Genomic DNA, 16,658 nt, shown 5'->3' on the forward strand with positions numbered 1-16,658 from the left:
GGGGATGGGCGATGGGTCGTTGGCGGGTGTTCGCGCATGGGGAAGAGAATGGGGATGTTGAGGGGCTTCCAGACGCGCTTCGGTCGGTGTTGGTGTCGGCGCGGGGGAGGGTTAGGCGAGAGCGTGAGCCGTTTTTGTTGAGTCCGGATGGGGTGCCGGATGCTGTGATCAACGACTTCTTTCGGTCGTTGGGTCCAGGTGGTGCGTTGAGCGAGTTGTCGGCGCGGACGTACGCGTACTCGATTGCGACGTATTGCAACTTGTTGGCGGAGGTGGGCGCGGATTGGCGTTCGGCTGATCCGTATGACTTTGGTCGTGTGAGGGATTTACGCCGGTTTGGTGATGAGACGCATCCGTTGGTAGCGGGGTCGACGTGGCAGAAGGACTTTCAGGCGATTCGGGAGTTGTATCGGTGGGCCGCCGGGTTTGGGATCGTGTCGCCGATCGTGCCGCGAGCTTCGTTCATGCGGTCGCAGCCGGGGGCTGCCGATTTTGTGCGGTCGTCAGATGTGAAGTGGTTCACGCCGGCTGCGGTGGCGTTCTGGGCAGACGTGGGGTTGCGGGGGCTATTGCCAGATTCGGTGGAGGCGTCGTCGTTTCGCGGGCACAACTCGCAGCGGGATAGTGCGTTCGCGAGTGTCTTATTTCGGACGGGGTTGCGGGTGCAGGAGGCGGGAAATCTGTTGTTGGGGGTGGAGCTACTGGAGAATCCGGGTGGGCGGCGGTTTGTGACGTCGCGGGTGGCGTCGGCGTTGGCCAAGGGTGGGCGCGGAAGAAAGTTTTGGATGCCGGTGTCGTGTGTGTCGGAGGTAGGGGCGTATGTGTGGGGGGAGCGTGCACGGTCGGTGGGGCAGGCGCGGGCACGCGGTGTCTATGACGATCTGGGACGGGGCTGGTTGTTCGTGTCGGACGTGTCGGGTGGTGTGGTGCGATGGCGGGATGGGGCGGGCCGGGTGGGGAAGGGCGCTGTGGATATGTTGGGGGCGGCGGTTCGTCGCCGCTTGCTGGTGCGGGTGGATGGTGAGTGGGAGCCAATGATGGTGTGGGTGACGGATGAGGGTTCGCCGTTGTCGCATCAGAGGTGGAATGCGGTGTTCCGGCGGGCGAATGCCCGGGTGTTGGCGTTGGGGGCGCAGGTGTCGCCGGTGAAGCCTCATCATTTGCGGCATAGTTTCGCGCTGCGGTGGTTCGCGGTTGGGAAGTTGTTGTGGATGGGGCGGACGGCGGGGTTGGAGGCGCGGGAGCGGGCTCGGTTGAGGGATGAGATGCCGTCGGAGTGGTTTCTTGTGCAGACACTTCTGGGGCATCGGAATGTGGAGACGACGAGGAATACTTATTTGGAACCGTTCGCGGATCTGGATATCGAGTTGTTGATGGCGCATGCGGAGGATGAATCGACGTCGGCTCTGTTGGCTCACTTCCTCAGTCGCGACCCGCGGGTTGAGATCATGGGCGCGTTTTGATGACAGGACCACGGACAGGCCCCGCGGGTGCGGGCGGTCTGCGTGTGGAGTTCGTTTGTGCTGTGTCGGCGCAGCGTCGCGTGTTCGATCTCTCGGGGTGGGATGCGTCACCGGGGTTACTACGGGATCTGGGCGCCGCGTTTAGGACGGCGACGAGTTCCGAGGCGGGGACGATGCGGACGATGTCGTCCGCCGCCGCGGCGTTTCGCCGCCTGCGCGCTTTTGTGGCGTTGTTGGCGCAGAGCGAACGTAGACCAGTGAGCGGGCGTGCTCTCTTGGAATCGGATCTTACGCTCGCGAGAGTGCGGTTCAGCGGCCGTGACTTCGGTGTGTTGCGGTCAGTGCTGCGACGCAATCTTGACGCGTGGTCGGAGGAAGTGCGGCGGGAACTCTTCACCCCGGGGAAGGTCCGCGTCTCCACCACGGTGGAGTCATACTCGTTGGCAGATTTCTACTCGATCCTGGCTGCTGCTCGAGAGGAGGTGCGACGCGCCCGCGACCGCATTCGCCCGAACCTGGCGATGTTGCAACGGTGGCGTGAGAGCCCGGATGGTGCGGGCCTGACCCCGGCGGAGATACAGCGTGGGGCGGTCCTCGATCAGGCGGCGCGGACTGTTGACGTGCCTCGGTGGTCGCCGTTGCCGACTGGCAGGGCCGGGCAGCCGAACATGTCGGTGTTGCGCCGGGCGGGTTTTGAAAGTGGGACGGGCGTCCTGCATAGCCTGTTCCTCACCCAACAGGAGATCACTGCGTTCATGGTGCTGATGATCGGGGTGACGGGTCAGAACGCTGGGACGTTGAACCGGTTGACGGATCACGTCCATCACGCCACGGATCCCTCTGAGCGCATTTCGGCGACGATCTTGGAGACCGTGAAGCCGCGTCGGGGGCCTTTTGCGGCGCACACGGACGTGGTGCTGGCGGATCTGCCCCCGTGGTTGCATGAGGGGGCGGGCCGGCGCGACAAGGATCTGCGCACCCCGTTCGGGGTACACGCGCTTCTGGTGGAGTTGGGGGCGCCGGCGCGGGAGGCATCCGGCGACCGCGGGTTGTTTGCTTGGTATGCGACGTCAGGGGGCAAGGGGCAGATGTGGCGGCAGCTTCGCAGCGCGCTGAACGCGAAAGCGACGGCGTTGGACTGGACGAGGTCTCGACCCGTGGTGGGAGCGGATGGGTTGGCGATCCCGGTATCTTTTCAACGAATGCGGTTGAGTTTCGTGCAGCACCAAGACAGGCCGGTCGCGCATACGGCGAACACTCTTGCGGATCAGTATCAGATCCGTGACCGTGGGGGTCTTGCCCGCTACCAGGAGAAGGTCGCGGATGTGCTGGACGAGCAAGTCCGGCACGCGCGCGCGACGACCGCATTGTCATTCCTCACCTCTCAACAGGTCCGGGATGCCCGTACGGACCCGGTGCGGGTTGCCGGACAGGTGGGGGTGCGCGTGGAGGTGTTGGAGCAGGTGCTGGAAGGCAGCGCGGATACGGTGCTGTCGGCCTGCACAGACAACCTCAGCGGACCAACCGGGGCCGGGCAGCCGTGTCGGGCGTCGTTCCTGTTGTGCCTGGGGTGCCCGTGTGCGTTAGCGACCCCGGCACACTGGTCAGCGATCGTGCACACCCATGATGAGCTTGTGAACAGGAAACAAGACATGGTGCAGCTGGACTGGGCGGTCCGGTTCGGGTCCGCACACCAACGGCTCGCGGATGTAATGAATCGGCTCCCGGCCGGCGCAGTGGAGCGGGCACGATCGGCGGTGGCTGACCATGTCTCCGTCGCGGTGACACGCATGTTGGATGGCGAATGGGACAGGACATGACGATTTCACCGGCGACGGCGACCGAGACAGCGCAGGTGCCCGCGAATGGGAATGTCCTCCACTCGAGGCCGATCCGCCCGGGTGCTGCGGCAACCTCAGTCTTCGCTGATGACCGGTGGGATCTGACACCTGCAATGTTCGAAGCGCACACCACGTCCATCTCCATCAACTGGACCCGCACGTTGGCGACGTTCCGCACCCCGCTAAAAAAGTATGTCTGGCATCTGCTCACCCACGTTCCCGACACCGATCAGGTACTGAGACACGGGGCCCGTCCTAGCGTTCAGACCGTCGTGCACACGCAGAAATTCCTCAATCTGTTCACCCGCATGCTCGCCCGCCGCGGCCACCGCGATCTGAGCACCGTGACCCGGGCGGACATTGATGCGTGGTTGGAGGAGATCCGAGCACGGGTGGCGACCCAGTCCGATAACCGGCATGCGTTGACCGCCGTGCGCGCCTGGTGGTCGAGGTCCGAGATCCTGCCGGAAGATATTCGGTTGCCCGCCGATGTGCCTTGGGGTGGCCGTGTTCCTAGTGAGCTGCTGGGTTTCGAGAGCACCCAACTGGCCAACAGGACCCCCCGCATCAACGATGTGACCATCAACGCTCTGGTGGCGTGGTCCCTGCTCATCGTCGAGGATTGGGGTCCGGACGTCGTCCGTCTCCTCGCGGAGCGGGAGCGGCTACGCAACGAGCTCAGCCCGACGACCGCGGCGCGCATCCGACGGGGCGATCCTGCCACGCGAGTTGCCCCCGCGAATCGGGTGGCCACTGCACGCACTCACGCCGATACAGCGGCCACCGCGGACCGGATCATCGCGTTCTTGACCGAGCACCGGCTTCGCCTACCGGGCATTCGCGTCGGCGACGACGTGCGCATTGACGGCATGCACCTGTCGCGGCTGCTCGGGTGGCGGGCGCGCGTCACGCCGACGATACTCACCCGGCTCGCCGCGAGCGGGCACCCGATCGCAGAGTTCGATGAGACGTTGCCCTATGACTCGTTGGTTTGCGATGACGACGGACTTCCCTGGGTGCTGGTCGGGTACCGTGGTGCCCGCAAACTTCGCCGTGTGGTGCGGGTCGCGTGCCTCATCCTCATCACCTATCTGACGGGGATGCGCACCGGGGAGGTGCTGAACCTACGTCGTGGATGCGTGAGCATGCAGGGAGAACTCACGGTTGTGTGGGGGAGGACGTTTAAAGCGGTGCGAGATGAGAACGGGGAGAAAGTCGCGCAGGGCACTCGCCGGACGGCACCGTGGGTGAGCGTCCCGCCCGTTGCGGAGGCGGTGCGCCTGCTGGAACAGATCGGCGACAGTGATCTGCTGTTCCCCCGGGACGAGAGCCCCACCGGCCAAGAGCGATCGGTGACCGGATACACTGCTGCGGTCGATATTGCACTGTTCGTCGACTGGATCAACGACTACTGCCAGCGGCGTGGGCGTCCCGACATCATCCCACCGGACTCACACCGACTGAACTTGTCTCGGTTCCGCCGCACCCTTGCCTGGCACATCGTCCGCGAGCCCCGCGGACTCGTCGCCGGTGCGCTGCAGTACGGTCATGTGCACGTACAGATGATGCAAGGGTATGCCGGGACCCTCGATGCCGGGTTCGTCGACGACTACGCCTTTGAACGGTATCTGTCCCGCCTCGAAGGCCTAAGCGCCGAATCCGAACTCCTCGCCGAGGGCGCCCACGTCTCCGGCCCCGCTGCAGGAGAATTCGTCGCCCGCGTCACGAGCGCCCGCGCCCACTACGAAGGAAAACTCGCCCGGAACGGGCGAGAAGCCGCCGTGATTCTCGGGAACCGATTCCTGCAAGTGCACCAAGGAGACGGCATCCACTGTGTGTTCAACGTCGAGAAAGCACTTTGCCTGAAAACCGCCCCAACCACCCAGGAAGACGCACCCGACCTTCCCCACTGCCGCAGCGGATGCGCGTGTATCGCCCACACCGACAAAGACGTGGTGCACCTCGGAGCGACCATACAACGTTACAGAAGCATCGTGCAGGACCCGCTGGCCCCACCTATCCGCCACCAACGCGACAAAGACACCCTGGACCGCCTCACCCGCATCGTCGACAACCACACTCGTACCGCAGACAGCTCCACCCGCACCGACTACAGCGAGACGGTTACCTCGCACGAAGAGAGCTCGCACTGACATGGACCACACGGACGAACGCACCCTCATCACCACCACCGCACGCGACCTGCTCGCGCGAGAGGTAACCCTGCAACGCCCCACGATCGCGGAACTGCTCCGACGCACCGGCCTGGAGCGCTGGAAGCTCACACACAGGCACCGCGACCTCAACGATGAGTTCCTTGCCGCCGTCGCCCGAAAATGGGGTCACGCGGCCCCGGACATCCACCCGCTGCAGAAGAGACTCACCGCTACCGAAGCCAAAGCCCAACGTCTCGCTGGTGACGTGCGAGAGCTCACCAGAGAGCTACGCCGTTACGCCGCTGTCATCGAAGAACTCCGCATCCAGCTCGACGAAGCCCAACGCGCCCACGTCCAAAACATCCACCGCCTCGACACCACCCGCCTCGACACCGCCCGCTCCAGCCGGCCCCATACCCCCTAAGGTCCCTCACTGGGCCACGTCACATTTCGTACTTTCTTCCTGGCCACACTCACCTCGCACCCTCTTCGTCGCAGCAACTCCGACAAAACCTGCGCACCCGGTCCGGGCTGCCTCACGCCACACCGGACTGATCCTGCAGCATGGGAATGTCACGCAGTCCCGCGGACAGCCCGCGCGCTGTCTCCCGGCCCCTGTGATGGAATCTCATTCGGGTGACGAACATTGGGCATGGACGTGGCTCTCGAGAATTCGCTGTGAGCCGCGTTGGTGACGTGAATGACTGTTTAGGTTGCTGCGGAAAAGTGGGGACGAGGGGGAGAGCGAAGTAGGTTGGGATGATGTTGACGGACGAAGAGATCGCAGCATTCGTGGAGAGCGGGTACGAGATCCGGGCGGTGGAGTTTAAAGGCCCCGCGTCGACGACCTCGTCCGAGTTCGTGGCGAATGTGGCCCGCGCGGCGTTGGCTCTCGCGAATCAGAGGGATGGCGGGTTCATCATCCTCGGGGTGGACGAGAGCAACCCGTCCCGGTCCGGTCTCACCCCAGAGCAGAAAGCGCAGTGGTTGGACTACGACGATGTCGTGGACAAGCTCAACCGGTATGCGGACCCGCCGTTGCGCATCGACCGGGCGGCACGCGCCCTTCCGGACGGGCGGGACGTGGTGGTGCTGCAAATCGCCGAATTCGATGACATCCCGATCCTTGCTGCGCGCGACTACGGGCGCACCATCCAGAAAGGGCAGCTCTACACTCGCTCGTTTCGAAAGCCGGAGAGCTCGGCACGGCAGACTCAAAACGAACTGCGCGGGGTGCTGGATCTGGCGACACAGAAACAGTTGTCGCGGTTCCTCGCATTAGCAGCTGCGGCGAACGTGCCCCTGGGAGATGGTGACCCCGCACCCGCGTTGTACGATGCGGAGTCCGCGGTGTTCCAGGAAGAGGCGGGCATCGACGACATCGTTACATCCGCTTACTTCCACTTCGCGGTCCGTCCCGACGTCTACGACGCCGAGCGGGTCGACTTTTCAGCTCTGGGTCGGATCGTGCGGCAGGCAGCGGTGCACGTCCGCGGGTGGCCGTACCCGTTTGTGGAGCACCCTCAAAACGGGGCCACCTGGATCACCGAGCAGGAGACGATGATGCACCGGGAAGCGTGGGTTGCATTCGAGAGCGGACAGTTCCAGTCCTGGCATGCAATTACCCTCGACGGTCGGCACCGGGCCGACCGGCGTCCCGCCCCGGAACCCGGCCACGGATACTTCGCGTACTGGATGCCCGCGACCGAATTCACCGAGGTGTTGCTGTTCACCCAGCGCCTGCAACACGCGATCGCGCCCACCACGCCGTTCACCGTCACGTTGAGTCTGCGCGGGGCTAAAGGATGGGAACTAGTCGCCGGCGACCCCCGCAGCCTCTCCTTCTCCGGTGAACACCGGTTGCAGACCGATGCATGGGAGCGCACCGTGCACGTCCCCGCCGGGGGAGGGGGCACCGCCCGGGACCTCGCTATCGCCCCCGCTGTGCACCTGCTGCACAGATTCGGGTGGGCAGGAGCAAACCCCCAGATCGTACAAGCCGTCCAGGATTCCGCCTTCGGACCCGTCTGAACACCCCCGACCCGGGGTCGCCAGTCGCCCTCGTCGCGGCGGAGGCCCAACGTGAGCTTCCCGCTGGCGTGCCGATCGTCGAGTGCGCGGCGGGGCAAATGTCGGGACGCATGGTCGATGGGAGCGCGCTGTTGCTGTAGTTGCTCGGTAAACAGCTACGTGCGGAGCCGTTGGTGCCGTTGGCGGTCTGGCCGTTATTGCGCGCCGAGCTCGAGTACGCGGGCCGGAGCTCGTCCGATGCTCGAACACGCGTCAGCGCTACCGCTGCCGTTTCTCTTCCAGTGGAAGGACGGCGATGTTCGCCGCGTGTTTTCGCCCGCCGCATTCAAGAACTTCGTCGCCTACGCCGTGCAAGTGGCCGGCCTCGATACCCCCGAGACGCGACTGACTGCCCACGACTTCAGGCGGCTGTTCGCGACGGACGCTTTGAGGTCGGGACTGCCGGTGCACATCCTCGCCAAAGCGATGGGACACCTGAATCTCTCGACGACTCAGGGATACGCGGCGGTGTTCGACGAGGACGTTGCCCCGCATTTCCGGCAGTTCGTTGATCGCCGGCGGTCGCTGAGACCAGCGGAGGACTACCGTGACCCATCACCGACTGAGCTCGAGGAGTTCCACGCGCACTTCTCCAAGCGCAAGGTCGAACTCGGATCCTGCTCACGCGGCTACGGAACCCCCTGCATTCACGAGCACGCGTGCATCCGCTGCCCGATGCTCCGCCCCGACCCGGCGCAGCGCCACCGCCTCGAGACCATCCTCGCGAATCTGCAGGACAGACGGGCGGAGGCCAAGCGCATGGGGTGGCTAGGTGAACTCGAGGGAATCGAGATCAGCATCCGGGCAGCCGAGGAGAAGCTGGTTCAGATGAGTCAGATTGTCCGGCTGACCCTCGAACGACGTCGTCCGGACGGGGAAAACCCCACGCCTTGACCCCTCGCGTTTCACGGACAGATCTTCAGCCGCAAACGGTACACCACCCGTTTCGGTGCGTTTGGGTTTCGGCAGGGGGTTACGGCGCGTCGCTCCTCGGCGTGTCGCACTTGCGGCAGGCAACTTCCATCAGGCCGCCGAAATCGATCGTTTTCGGTGGGAGCCCGCTCTGATCAATTGTCCAGTGCTGCGGCTAGGCGAGGCTGGGCCGTGGTTCGCGCGATGAGGGGGACCAGGCGGATGAGGATGATCATCGCGACCACCTCGACAAGGGTCTGTGTGACCACCGCGAGCGGGGCAATGCTCATCGAGGCAGGGAGAGCGAGAGCGAGCGGTAGGACGACGAGCGAGTTGCGCGTCGCGGCGGAGAACATCATCGCACGGGTGGCGGGGACGTCTATTCGTGCGACCTGGCTGGCGAGCTTCCCGATCGCGACGGCGAGGACGACGAAAGCGATGTAGAGCGGTACGACTCGCAGGAGCGCGGTGAGTTGCGATCCAACGGCAGCGATCTGGGAACCGATCACCACAGCGAGCGTCACCATCATCAGCGGCACCATCGCGCCCGCCATGATCTTCTCTATGAACCGGCCTCCCCGGTGACGACGCGCAACAGCCTGCACGACCGCTGCGGCGGAGAGGGGGACCACGATCAGCAACAGGAATGCCCGGATGAACGGGCCCATGTCGACCACATCGAGCACAGCGCCGCCCGCGAAGAGGAACAGGAATGCCGGTAGAAGCAGGATCTGAAGCAACATCAGCAGCGGTGCGGCTGCGAGCAGTCGTGCGCTAGCGCCGCCTGCGAGGCCTGCGAACACGATGACGTAATCGATGCACGGGGTCAGCAGGACGAGCAGCACCCCGAGCAGCAGCCCGCGATCGTCGACCACGAAGCGCGATAGGCCCCAGGCGAGCATCGGCACGATGACGAAGTTCGCCACCAGCACCGTGCCGAGAAACCTGATGTCACGGAACGCGCGTTTCACCTCGATGAGCGGGACGCCGAGGAATGTCGCGAACAACAGCAGCATCAGTGCCGGTTCGATCGAATGCTCGAGGCTCGGAGCAACTTGCGGCGTTATCAGCCCGACGGTCACCCCCACGGCGATGGCGCCGATGTAGAGGGCGAGTTGATGGGTGTCCCACCACCGGACAACGGATCTCACTCGGTGCTCCCATCGCCTGCGCGGATCATGAAAACTGCTCCGGTGATCGCTGCGGCGAAGATCACGATGTCAGCGACGTTCCCGATGAACCAGTTCCCGTAGGCAAGGAAGTCCACGACGTGACCCCGGGCGAACCCAGGATCGCGGAAAAGGCGGTCGCCTGCGTGTGAGGCAGCAGCTCCACCGAGCGCACCGACAACGATCGCCCACCCCGGGCGTCGCACTCGGAACGCTAACACGATCGCTGTGAGTGTGGCGGCAACAGCGAGCAGCGCGAACACCCATGTGAAGCCCTCCCCGAACGAGAATGCCGCTCCCGGGTTATAGGCGAGCTGCAAACCCAGCAGGTCACCGATCAGCGGGATGCGGTCACGCTCGGTGAGGGTCGCTTCGGCCCACACCTTGGTTCCCTGATCAATCAGCACGACAACCACGGCGATCAAGAGCGCTCCACCAGTGAGCTGCCACCGCCGTGCCGACGACAGCTTGCGCGCAGCGGGCGGGTGAGCCTCGGTCTGGGAGGAGGTCATGCGAGCACCTCGATCAGACGGACGATGACGCCGGATTCGATCAGGATGAACAGGCCGAGACCGATGAACACGGCGGGTACGAGCCAGTGCTCGACGCGTTCCAGCGCTTCGGTGACGGCCTTGTTGGTGCCGATGAGCCGACCGGCCGCGCACCAGACCGCGACGAGGATGAGGAATACGACGATCATGATCGCGACGTCGCCGGGGGCGCTGGTGCGGAAGATCGGCGTGTAGAGGGAGATGTTGTCGGCCCCGTTGGCGATCGTGATACCCGCGACACCCCACAGCCCGACCGCGGTGATCTTGGCGTCATCGTCATCGTCATCGCCGTTGCGGCGCAGACCCCGGACAAGCGTCCAGACGCCGATGCCGAGCGGAATCAGGCCCAGGAAACCGACCCACTCGTCCGGAATGATCGTGAGGCCCAGCGCGGCTATCACGCTGATCACTACGAGGGTGATGAAGCCGAGATACTGGCCTGCGACTATCTGCCACGGTCGCGGTTTCCCTCGGCTGGAGGCGAGGAACAGCACAGTGAGCACGACGATGTCGTCGATGTTGGTCGCTGCGAACAGACCGATCGCTGATCCAATGGTGGCGAGCATCAGCTCTCCAATCGTGGAGTGCGGGTGCGGGCGGCACGCAGGCCGTTGAGGATCACGATGACCTCAGCGACCTCGTGGACCAGGACGACGGCCGCGAGTCCCAGCACCCCGAAGAGAGCGAGCGGCAGCAGCGCGGTGATGATCAGCAGCGACAGGATGATGTTCTGGTTGATGATCCGTCGACCGCGCCGGGCGTGGTCGAACGCCCGCGGGATGAGGCGCAGATCATGGCCGGTGAAGGCGACGTCGGCGGATTCGATCGCTGCGTCCGAGCCGGTCGCGCCCATCGCGATACCGATGTCCGCACCAGCGAGGGCGGGGGCATCGTTGATGCCGTCACCGATCATCGCGACCGGGCCCGCCTTCGACAGTTCCCCGATCGCGGTCGCCTTGTCTTCGGGGCGCAGTTCGGCTCGCACGTTACTGATCCCAGCCTGTGCCGCCAGTGCACGAGCGGTCCGGGCGTTGTCGCCGGTGAGCATCGTCACGCCGACGCCCTGACCGGTAAGGGTCCGGACTACCTCGGGGACTTCGGGGCGTAGCTCGTCGCGGACGCCGATCGCGGCGACCGGCACTCCGTCACGGTGCACGATCACCACGGTCATGCCCTGCTCCTCGAGGGTTGACACCTGGTCGACCAGCTCGCCGGAGTTCAGCCAGCGGGGGCTGCCGACGGTGATTCTCGATCCGTCGACGGTGCCGTCGATGCCGTGGCCGGCCTGCTCGGTCACATCTGCAGCTGCCAGAGCCCCGGGGGCCGCGGCGGTGATCGCTGCGGCGAGAGGATGCGTGCTGTGCTGCTCCAACGCGGCCGCCCAGGACAAAGCCTGAGCCTCGGTCACGCCGTCCGCGGTGAGCACGGCGGTGACCGCCGGCTCGTTGCGGGTGAGGGTGCCGGTCTTGTCGACGGCAACGTGTCGGACCGTGCCGAAGCGCTCGAAGACGGCGCCGGACTTGATGATCACGCCGAACTTGCTCGCCGCCCCGATCGCGGCGACGACCGTCAACGGCACCGAGATCGCTAGCGCACACGGAGAGGCCGCGACCAGCACGACAAGCGCGCGGGTGATCCACACCTCCGGGTCCCCCAGAAGCGAACCGATGATCGCGACGAGCGCCGCGAGAATCAGAACGCCTGGCACGAGCGGGCGGGCGATCCTGTCCGCAAGACGAGCACGCTCGCCCTTCTCCGTCTGCGCTTTCTCGACCAGCTCCACGATCGTCGTTAGCGAGTTGTCAGTCCCCGCAGCCGTCGTCTCGACTTCCAGCACGCCGACGCTGTTGATCGCACCGGCCGACACCGCATCGCCGGGCTCGACCTCGACCGGGATCGATTCCCCAGTGATCGCCGAGGTGTCCAGGCTGGAGCGACCAGAGCGGACGATCCCATCGGTAGCGACCCGCTCACCCGGGCGGACGACCATGACCTGGCCGACCGTCAACTCTCTTGCCTGCACCTGCACGGTGGTGCCGCTCTGGAGGACGGTCGCTGTCTCCGGCACGAGCTTCAGCAGCGCTCTCAGCCCGCCGCGGGCGCGGTCCATCGCCTTGTCCTCGAGCGCCTCAGCAATCGAGTACAAGAACGCCAGCGCCGCAGCCTCCTCCACGTAACCGAGGATGACGGCCCCGATCGCGCTGATCGTCATCAGCAGCCCAATGCCGAGCTTGCCCTTAAACAGCTTCCGAATCGCCCCGGGCGTGAACGTCGACGCACCCAGCAGCAGACCGATCCAGAACAACACCAGCGCCGGGATCTCGAGTCCAGACCACTCCAGGATCAGACCGGCCAGGAACGCGCCGCCGGAGAATACCGGCACCATGATCTCGCGGTCTCTCCACCAGGGTCGCTCGGCCTCCTCGATTTCCTCGTCCACCGTCGCGACAGGCTCGTGTTCGCAGCCGCACGCCGCGCTCACGCGCCAGCCCCCGTCCCGCAGCAGCCAGCCACCGTGCAGGTCGAATCGACGCACGGTGCGTGTTCGTCGACAGCCAGCGTCACGTCCACGAGCGCGACGAGCGCAGCAGCAAGATGCGGGTCGGCGATCTCGTAGCGAGTCTGGCGCCCCTCGGGCTCCGCGACCACGATCCCGCAGTCGCGCAGGCATGTGAGGTGGTTCGAGACGTTCGAGCGCGTCAGCTCCAGGGACCGGGACAAGACCGCCGGGTAGCTCGGTGCATCAAGCAGCGACATCAGGATGCGGGAACGGGTGGGATCGGCCATGGCCCGGCCGAGTCGGTTCATCACGTCGAGGCGAGAGGCAATAGTCAGCATACGATGACTATACAGTGAGTGATGACTAATTTTCGATAGCCCAATCGACCGCGATCAGTTAGACCAAGTACCCCAAGAATGAGCACCGAAAAAGGAGGATCCTGGAACCATGAAGATCGAGCTGTTACACATCGCTGAATGCCCCAGCTGGATCGAAGCCGGCCGCCGCGTCACCGAAGCCCTACAAGAAACGGGCCACGAAGCAAAAGAACTGCGCTATCGACTTATCCGCGCCGAAGAGGACGCAGCGGAGGTTCCCTTCGCGGGATCCCCCACAATCACCCTGAACGGAGAAGACCTCTTCCCCGGTGCAGACCCCAGCGTCGACCTAGCCTGCCGAATCTACGCAACCCCAGCGGGTCTCGCTGGTCTCCCGACGGTCGCGCAGATCCGAGAGGCCATCCTCACTCATGGCAACTGACTCCGACCAGGTGTGCACATGCTGCGGGCGATCGCTTCCCCGCAGGAAGCTGCATGCCCTCCGCGACGATGGAGTGTTCATCTGTCGTCGCTGCGCCTGGTGGGTGGCCCTGCGCCTACGCCCGGACAAGACGTCGGCATGAGCACGGCATCCCATGGGACCCGAGCGGGGGCGTGAAGGAGAAGTCGTTCCCCGCCCCATCTCCCGCCGAATACGTGTGCCGGAACTCTCTTCCGGCACACGTTTTTGGCACCCGATCTAGCGCTGGATGAATCATTGCGCCGGAAACGATCGTTTTTGGCAGGCGCATCAAGTTCTCGTCGGGCTCGCACCGCTACAAGGACCGAGTCACGCGGGATGCGCGAACCGACCTTGAGTTAGATACCCCCAGGGGGTATCTTTTAACCATGAACGGGTACAGCGACGGCAAGGCAGATCTCGCTAAGCGGTTGAGTCGCGTCGAAGGTCAGGTGCGAGGAATCGCACGGATGGTCGACGAAGACAAGTACTGCATCGACATCCTCACGCAGGTATCTGCAGCGACGAGAGCGATCGAAACGGTGGCGTTGTCGCTGCTGAGCGATCATCTAAGTCATTGCGTGGCCGAGGCCAGCGCCGAGGGTGGCGAGGTTGCGGCAGAGAAGGTCCGCGAGGCTAACGAGGCCATTGCCCGTCTGGTCCGTTCATGACCGCCACATCTTTCTATTGAAGGAGCACACGATGACTGATCGCATTGAACTTGGCCTAAAGGACGCGAACGCTGGCTGCGCGTGCTGCGCCGTCCCATCGAACACCGAGGCGTCCGCACCGGCTGCGGCCTCATCTTCGTCCTCCGAAGAGGTTTTGGTTGCGGGGATGACGTGCTCGCATTGCGTGTCGAGCGTCAGTGAAGAACTGGCGGCTGTGGACGGTGTCGAGTCCGTCGACGTCGACTTGAACGCCGGCGGGGTTTCCCGCGTGACTATCCACAGCGCAGCACCGGTCGATCCTGCCGCTGTGAGGGCTGCGGTCGAAGAGGCCGGGTATACCCTCGCGACCAGCCAGGCCTGAGTCGCTAACCGTCTGCACCCGGGCTCAACCGGGCGCATCCGAGTAAGGAGTTCCGATGAGCCAGCATGACGAACACAGCCATCGCGCCGCACACGAGAACCACGGCGCGGCGCCGACAACGGAGCATGACCACGCGGCGATGAGCCACGATCACGACACTTCGCCAGAACATGGCGGCCATGGTGGGCACGGCGGACATGGTGGGCACGGTGATCATGTGGGCCAGTTCCGGCGGTTGTTCTGGATCATGCTGGTCCTTGCGGTGCCTGTCGTCGGGTTTTCGATGATGTTCTCGATGCTGCTCGGATACCCGCTGCCGGACGCTGCGTGGGTCGGTTGGGTGTCCCCGGTTCTCGGGACGGTCATGTATGTGTGGGGTGGGGCGCCGTTCCTCACAGGCGCGGTGAGCGAGCTCCGGGCCCGCATGCCCGGGATGATGCTGCTGATCGCCCTCGCGATCACGGTCGCATTCCTCGCATCATGGGGTGCGAGCCTGGGCCTGCTGCACCACGAGCTGGACTTCTGGTGGGAGCTGGCCCTGCTGATCGTGATCATGCTGCTCGGTCACTGGATCGAGATGCGTTCCCTCGCTCAGACCACCTCAGCGTTGGATTCCTTGGCTGCGTTGCTGCCTGACGAGGCGGAAAAGATCGAGGGCGATACAACCGTCACGGTTGCCCCGTCTGATCTGCTGGTGGGTGACGTGGTGGTGGTGCGCCCGGGCGGGCGGGTCCCCGCAGACGGGCGGATCGTGCAGGGCTCGGCCAGCATGGACGAGTCGATGATCACCGGAGAATCCCGGCCCGTGCGCCGCAGCGACGGCGACCAGGTCATCGCCGGCACCGTCGCGACCGACTCCGGTGTGCGGGTGGAGATCACCGCGATCGGCGAGGACACTGCTCTCGCAGGTATCCAGAAGCTGGTGACCGAGGCGCAGAGCTCGTCGTCGCGGGCGCAACGGCTCGCTGACAAAGCTGCCGGGTGGTTGTTCTGGTTCGCGCTCGGCGCTGCCGCGATCACCGCGATCGTCTGGACGGTTGTCGGCATGCCCGACGCCGCGGTGATCCGCACGATCACCGTGCTGGTGATCGCGTGCCCGCACGCTCTGGGCCTGGCGATCCCGCTCGTTGTGTCGATCGCGACGGAGCGGGCGGCTCGTGGGGGTGTGCTGATCAAGGATCGTCTCGCGTTGGAGAGTATGCGCACCGTCGACACCGTCTTGTTCGACAAGACCGGCACTCTCACCAAGGGCACCCCCGCCGTCACCGCGATCGACCCCGTGTCCGGCACCGATTCTGACCAGCTGTTGGCCTGGGCCGCGGCTGCGGAAGCCGACTCTGAGCACCCGCTCGCTCGCGCGATCGTCAACGCGGCGAAGGAGAAGAACCTCACGGTCCCTGCCTCGTCCGACTTCGAGTCCTCGCCGGCGGTCGGGGTCCGTGCGCGTGTCGATGGGCACATCGTGCAGGTCGGTGGGCCGTACATGCTCGAGCAGGAGAACGCCCAGGAGCTGGCGGTTGCCGATGAGTGGCGCAATGAGGGTGCGATCATCCTCCACGTCCTCGTCGACGGTCAGGTCGCGGGCGCACTGCGATTGGCGGATGAGATCCGCTCAGAGTCGCGTCATGCCGTCGAGGCCCTCCACGAGCGGGGTGTGCAAGTCGTCATGATCACCGGTGATGCCGACGCGGTGGCCGCCTCCGTGGCGGGCGAGCTGGGTATCGACCGGTACTTCGCCGGGGTGCGACCGGAGGACAAGGCCTCGAAGGTGAAAGAACTGCAGGGCGAGGGCCGCAAGGTCGCGATGGTCGGAGACGGCGTGAACGACGCCCCCGCGCTCGCGCAGGCGGATGTCGGTATCGCGATCGGCGCGGGAACGGATGTCGCGATCGCCTCGGCCGGGGTCATCCTCGCCAGCGACGACCCTCGGTCGGTGCTGTCGGTGATCGAACTGTCACGGGCCAGCTACCGGAAGATGAAGCAGAACCTCTGGTGGGCCGCCGGCTACAACCTGCTCTCCGTCCCGCTCGCGGCCGGCGTGCTCGCCCCCATCGGATTCGTTCTCCCGATGTCCGTGGGGGCAGTGCTGATGTCCCTGTCGACCATCGTCGTCGCGCTCAACGCGCAGCTGCTGCGCCGGCTGGATCTCCGCCCGGACGCAGTAGCGGGCAAGTAGCAAGAAACAGT

Annotated in this window: 15 protein-coding genes; 10 read left to right on the forward strand and 5 right to left on the reverse strand. The window is 65.0% G+C overall.

Annotated features, from left to right (window positions below):
- The first annotated feature begins 11 nt into the window (after positions 1–11).
- From AB0P11_RS16400 to AB0P11_RS16425, 6 genes are all read left to right on the forward strand, one after another.
- A complete protein-coding gene (locus AB0P11_RS16400; RefSeq protein ID WP_363523001.1) occupies positions 12–1,463 on the forward strand; it encodes a site-specific integrase in 1,452 nt (483 codons plus the stop codon).
- Between the two features lie 182 nt (positions 1,464–1,645).
- Positions 1,646–3,283, forward strand: a complete 1,638-nt coding sequence (locus AB0P11_RS16405) for a hypothetical protein (RefSeq protein WP_363523003.1) — start codon at positions 1,646–1,648, stop codon at positions 3,281–3,283.
- Positions 3,268–5,457, forward strand: coding sequence for a site-specific integrase (locus AB0P11_RS16410; RefSeq protein ID WP_363523005.1), 2,190 nt, complete (start codon positions 3,268–3,270; stop codon positions 5,455–5,457). Before AB0P11_RS16405 ends, AB0P11_RS16410 begins: the two co-directional genes overlap by 16 nt.
- A 1-nt stretch (position 5,458) precedes the next feature.
- Positions 5,459–5,884, forward strand: coding sequence for a hypothetical protein (locus AB0P11_RS16415; RefSeq protein ID WP_363523007.1), 426 nt, complete (start codon positions 5,459–5,461; stop codon positions 5,882–5,884).
- A gap of 338 nt (positions 5,885–6,222) precedes the next feature.
- Positions 6,223–7,491 (forward strand): ATP-binding protein, encoded by a 1,269-nt coding sequence (locus tag AB0P11_RS16420; protein ID WP_363523008.1) that lies wholly within the window; start codon positions 6,223–6,225, stop codon positions 7,489–7,491.
- 237 nt (positions 7,492–7,728) lie between these two features.
- The gene (locus AB0P11_RS16425) at positions 7,729–8,424 is read left to right on the forward strand and encodes a site-specific integrase (protein WP_363523009.1); all 696 of its coding nucleotides are present in this window, start codon (positions 7,729–7,731) and stop codon (positions 8,422–8,424) included.
- Between the two features lie 173 nt (positions 8,425–8,597).
- Here the strand turns inward: AB0P11_RS16425 and AB0P11_RS16430 are convergent, their stop codons facing one another.
- The 5 genes from AB0P11_RS16430 to AB0P11_RS16450 are packed head-to-tail and all read right to left on the reverse strand — an operon-like array spanning position 8,598 to position 13,000.
- Positions 8,598–9,593 carry a bile acid:sodium symporter gene (locus tag AB0P11_RS16430; RefSeq protein ID WP_363523010.1) on the reverse strand — a complete coding sequence of 332 codons (996 nt, stop codon included), beginning with the start codon at positions 9,591–9,593 and terminating at the stop codon, positions 8,598–8,600.
- On the reverse strand, positions 9,590–10,123 hold the full coding sequence (locus AB0P11_RS16435; protein ID WP_363523011.1) for a signal peptidase II: 534 nt from the start codon (positions 10,121–10,123) through the stop codon (positions 9,590–9,592). Before AB0P11_RS16435 ends, AB0P11_RS16430 begins: the two co-directional genes overlap by 4 nt.
- Positions 10,120–10,728 (reverse strand): cadmium resistance transporter, encoded by a 609-nt coding sequence (locus AB0P11_RS16440; protein ID WP_363523013.1) that lies wholly within the window; start codon positions 10,726–10,728, stop codon positions 10,120–10,122. Before AB0P11_RS16440 ends, AB0P11_RS16435 begins: the two co-directional genes overlap by 4 nt.
- Positions 10,728–12,644: a cation-translocating P-type ATPase gene (locus AB0P11_RS16445; RefSeq protein ID WP_363523067.1), complete on the reverse strand. Its 1,917-nt coding sequence runs from the start codon at positions 12,642–12,644 to the stop codon at positions 10,728–10,730. Before AB0P11_RS16445 ends, AB0P11_RS16440 begins: the two co-directional genes overlap by 1 nt.
- Entirely contained in the window at positions 12,641–13,000 is a 360-nt protein-coding gene (locus AB0P11_RS16450) for a metalloregulator ArsR/SmtB family transcription factor (protein ID WP_363523015.1), read from the reverse strand. Before AB0P11_RS16450 ends, AB0P11_RS16445 begins: the two co-directional genes overlap by 4 nt.
- Before the next feature lie 109 nt (positions 13,001–13,109).
- Here AB0P11_RS16450 and AB0P11_RS16455 point away from each other — a divergent pair, with 109 nt between their 5' ends.
- From AB0P11_RS16455 to AB0P11_RS16470, 4 genes are all read left to right on the forward strand, one after another.
- Positions 13,110–13,421, forward strand: a complete 312-nt coding sequence (locus AB0P11_RS16455; protein WP_363523017.1) for a thioredoxin family protein — start codon at positions 13,110–13,112, stop codon at positions 13,419–13,421.
- A gap of 407 nt (positions 13,422–13,828) precedes the next feature.
- The gene (locus tag AB0P11_RS16460; RefSeq protein WP_363523019.1) at positions 13,829–14,110 is read left to right on the forward strand and encodes a metal-sensitive transcriptional regulator; all 282 of its coding nucleotides are present in this window, start codon (positions 13,829–13,831) and stop codon (positions 14,108–14,110) included.
- A 31-nt stretch (positions 14,111–14,141) separates the two neighbouring features.
- Complete coding sequence (locus tag AB0P11_RS16465; protein WP_363523021.1) at positions 14,142–14,471, forward strand: cation transporter; 330 nt, start codon at positions 14,142–14,144, stop codon at positions 14,469–14,471.
- Between the two features lie 139 nt (positions 14,472–14,610).
- On the forward strand, positions 14,611–16,647 hold the full coding sequence (locus AB0P11_RS16470; protein ID WP_363523069.1) for a heavy metal translocating P-type ATPase: 2,037 nt from the start codon (positions 14,611–14,613) through the stop codon (positions 16,645–16,647).
- Positions 16,648–16,658 lie beyond the last annotated feature (11 nt).

The sequence above is a fragment of the Microbacterium sp. NPDC079176 genome, from assembly GCF_040686675.1.
Classification (GTDB): Bacteria; Actinomycetota; Actinomycetes; order Actinomycetales; family Microbacteriaceae; genus Microbacterium.

Coding starts and splice junctions, on each gene's coding strand:
- AB0P11_RS16450 (WP_363523015.1), bottom strand. CDS start 13,000: ATGCTGACTATTGCCTCTCGCCTCGACGTGATGAACCGACTCGGCCGG.
- AB0P11_RS16405 (WP_363523003.1), top strand. CDS start 1,646: ATGTCGTCCGCCGCCGCGGCGTTTCGCCGCCTGCGCGCTTTTGTGGCG.
- AB0P11_RS16455 (WP_363523017.1), top strand. CDS start 13,110: ATGAAGATCGAGCTGTTACACATCGCTGAATGCCCCAGCTGGATCGAA.
- AB0P11_RS16470 (WP_363523069.1), top strand. CDS start 14,611: ATGAGCCACGATCACGACACTTCGCCAGAACATGGCGGCCATGGTGGG.
- AB0P11_RS16460 (WP_363523019.1), top strand. CDS start 13,829: ATGAACGGGTACAGCGACGGCAAGGCAGATCTCGCTAAGCGGTTGAGT.
- AB0P11_RS16420 (WP_363523008.1), top strand. CDS start 6,223: ATGTTGACGGACGAAGAGATCGCAGCATTCGTGGAGAGCGGGTACGAG.
- AB0P11_RS16465 (WP_363523021.1), top strand. CDS start 14,142: ATGACTGATCGCATTGAACTTGGCCTAAAGGACGCGAACGCTGGCTGC.
- AB0P11_RS16400 (WP_363523001.1), top strand. CDS start 12: ATGGGTCGTTGGCGGGTGTTCGCGCATGGGGAAGAGAATGGGGATGTT.
- AB0P11_RS16410 (WP_363523005.1), top strand. CDS start 3,268: ATGGGACAGGACATGACGATTTCACCGGCGACGGCGACCGAGACAGCG.
- AB0P11_RS16425 (WP_363523009.1), top strand. CDS start 7,729: ATGCTCGAACACGCGTCAGCGCTACCGCTGCCGTTTCTCTTCCAGTGG.
- AB0P11_RS16435 (WP_363523011.1), bottom strand. CDS start 10,123: ATGACCTCCTCCCAGACCGAGGCTCACCCGCCCGCTGCGCGCAAGCTG.
- AB0P11_RS16440 (WP_363523013.1), bottom strand. CDS start 10,728: ATGCTCGCCACCATTGGATCAGCGATCGGTCTGTTCGCAGCGACCAAC.
- AB0P11_RS16415 (WP_363523007.1), top strand. CDS start 5,459: ATGGACCACACGGACGAACGCACCCTCATCACCACCACCGCACGCGAC.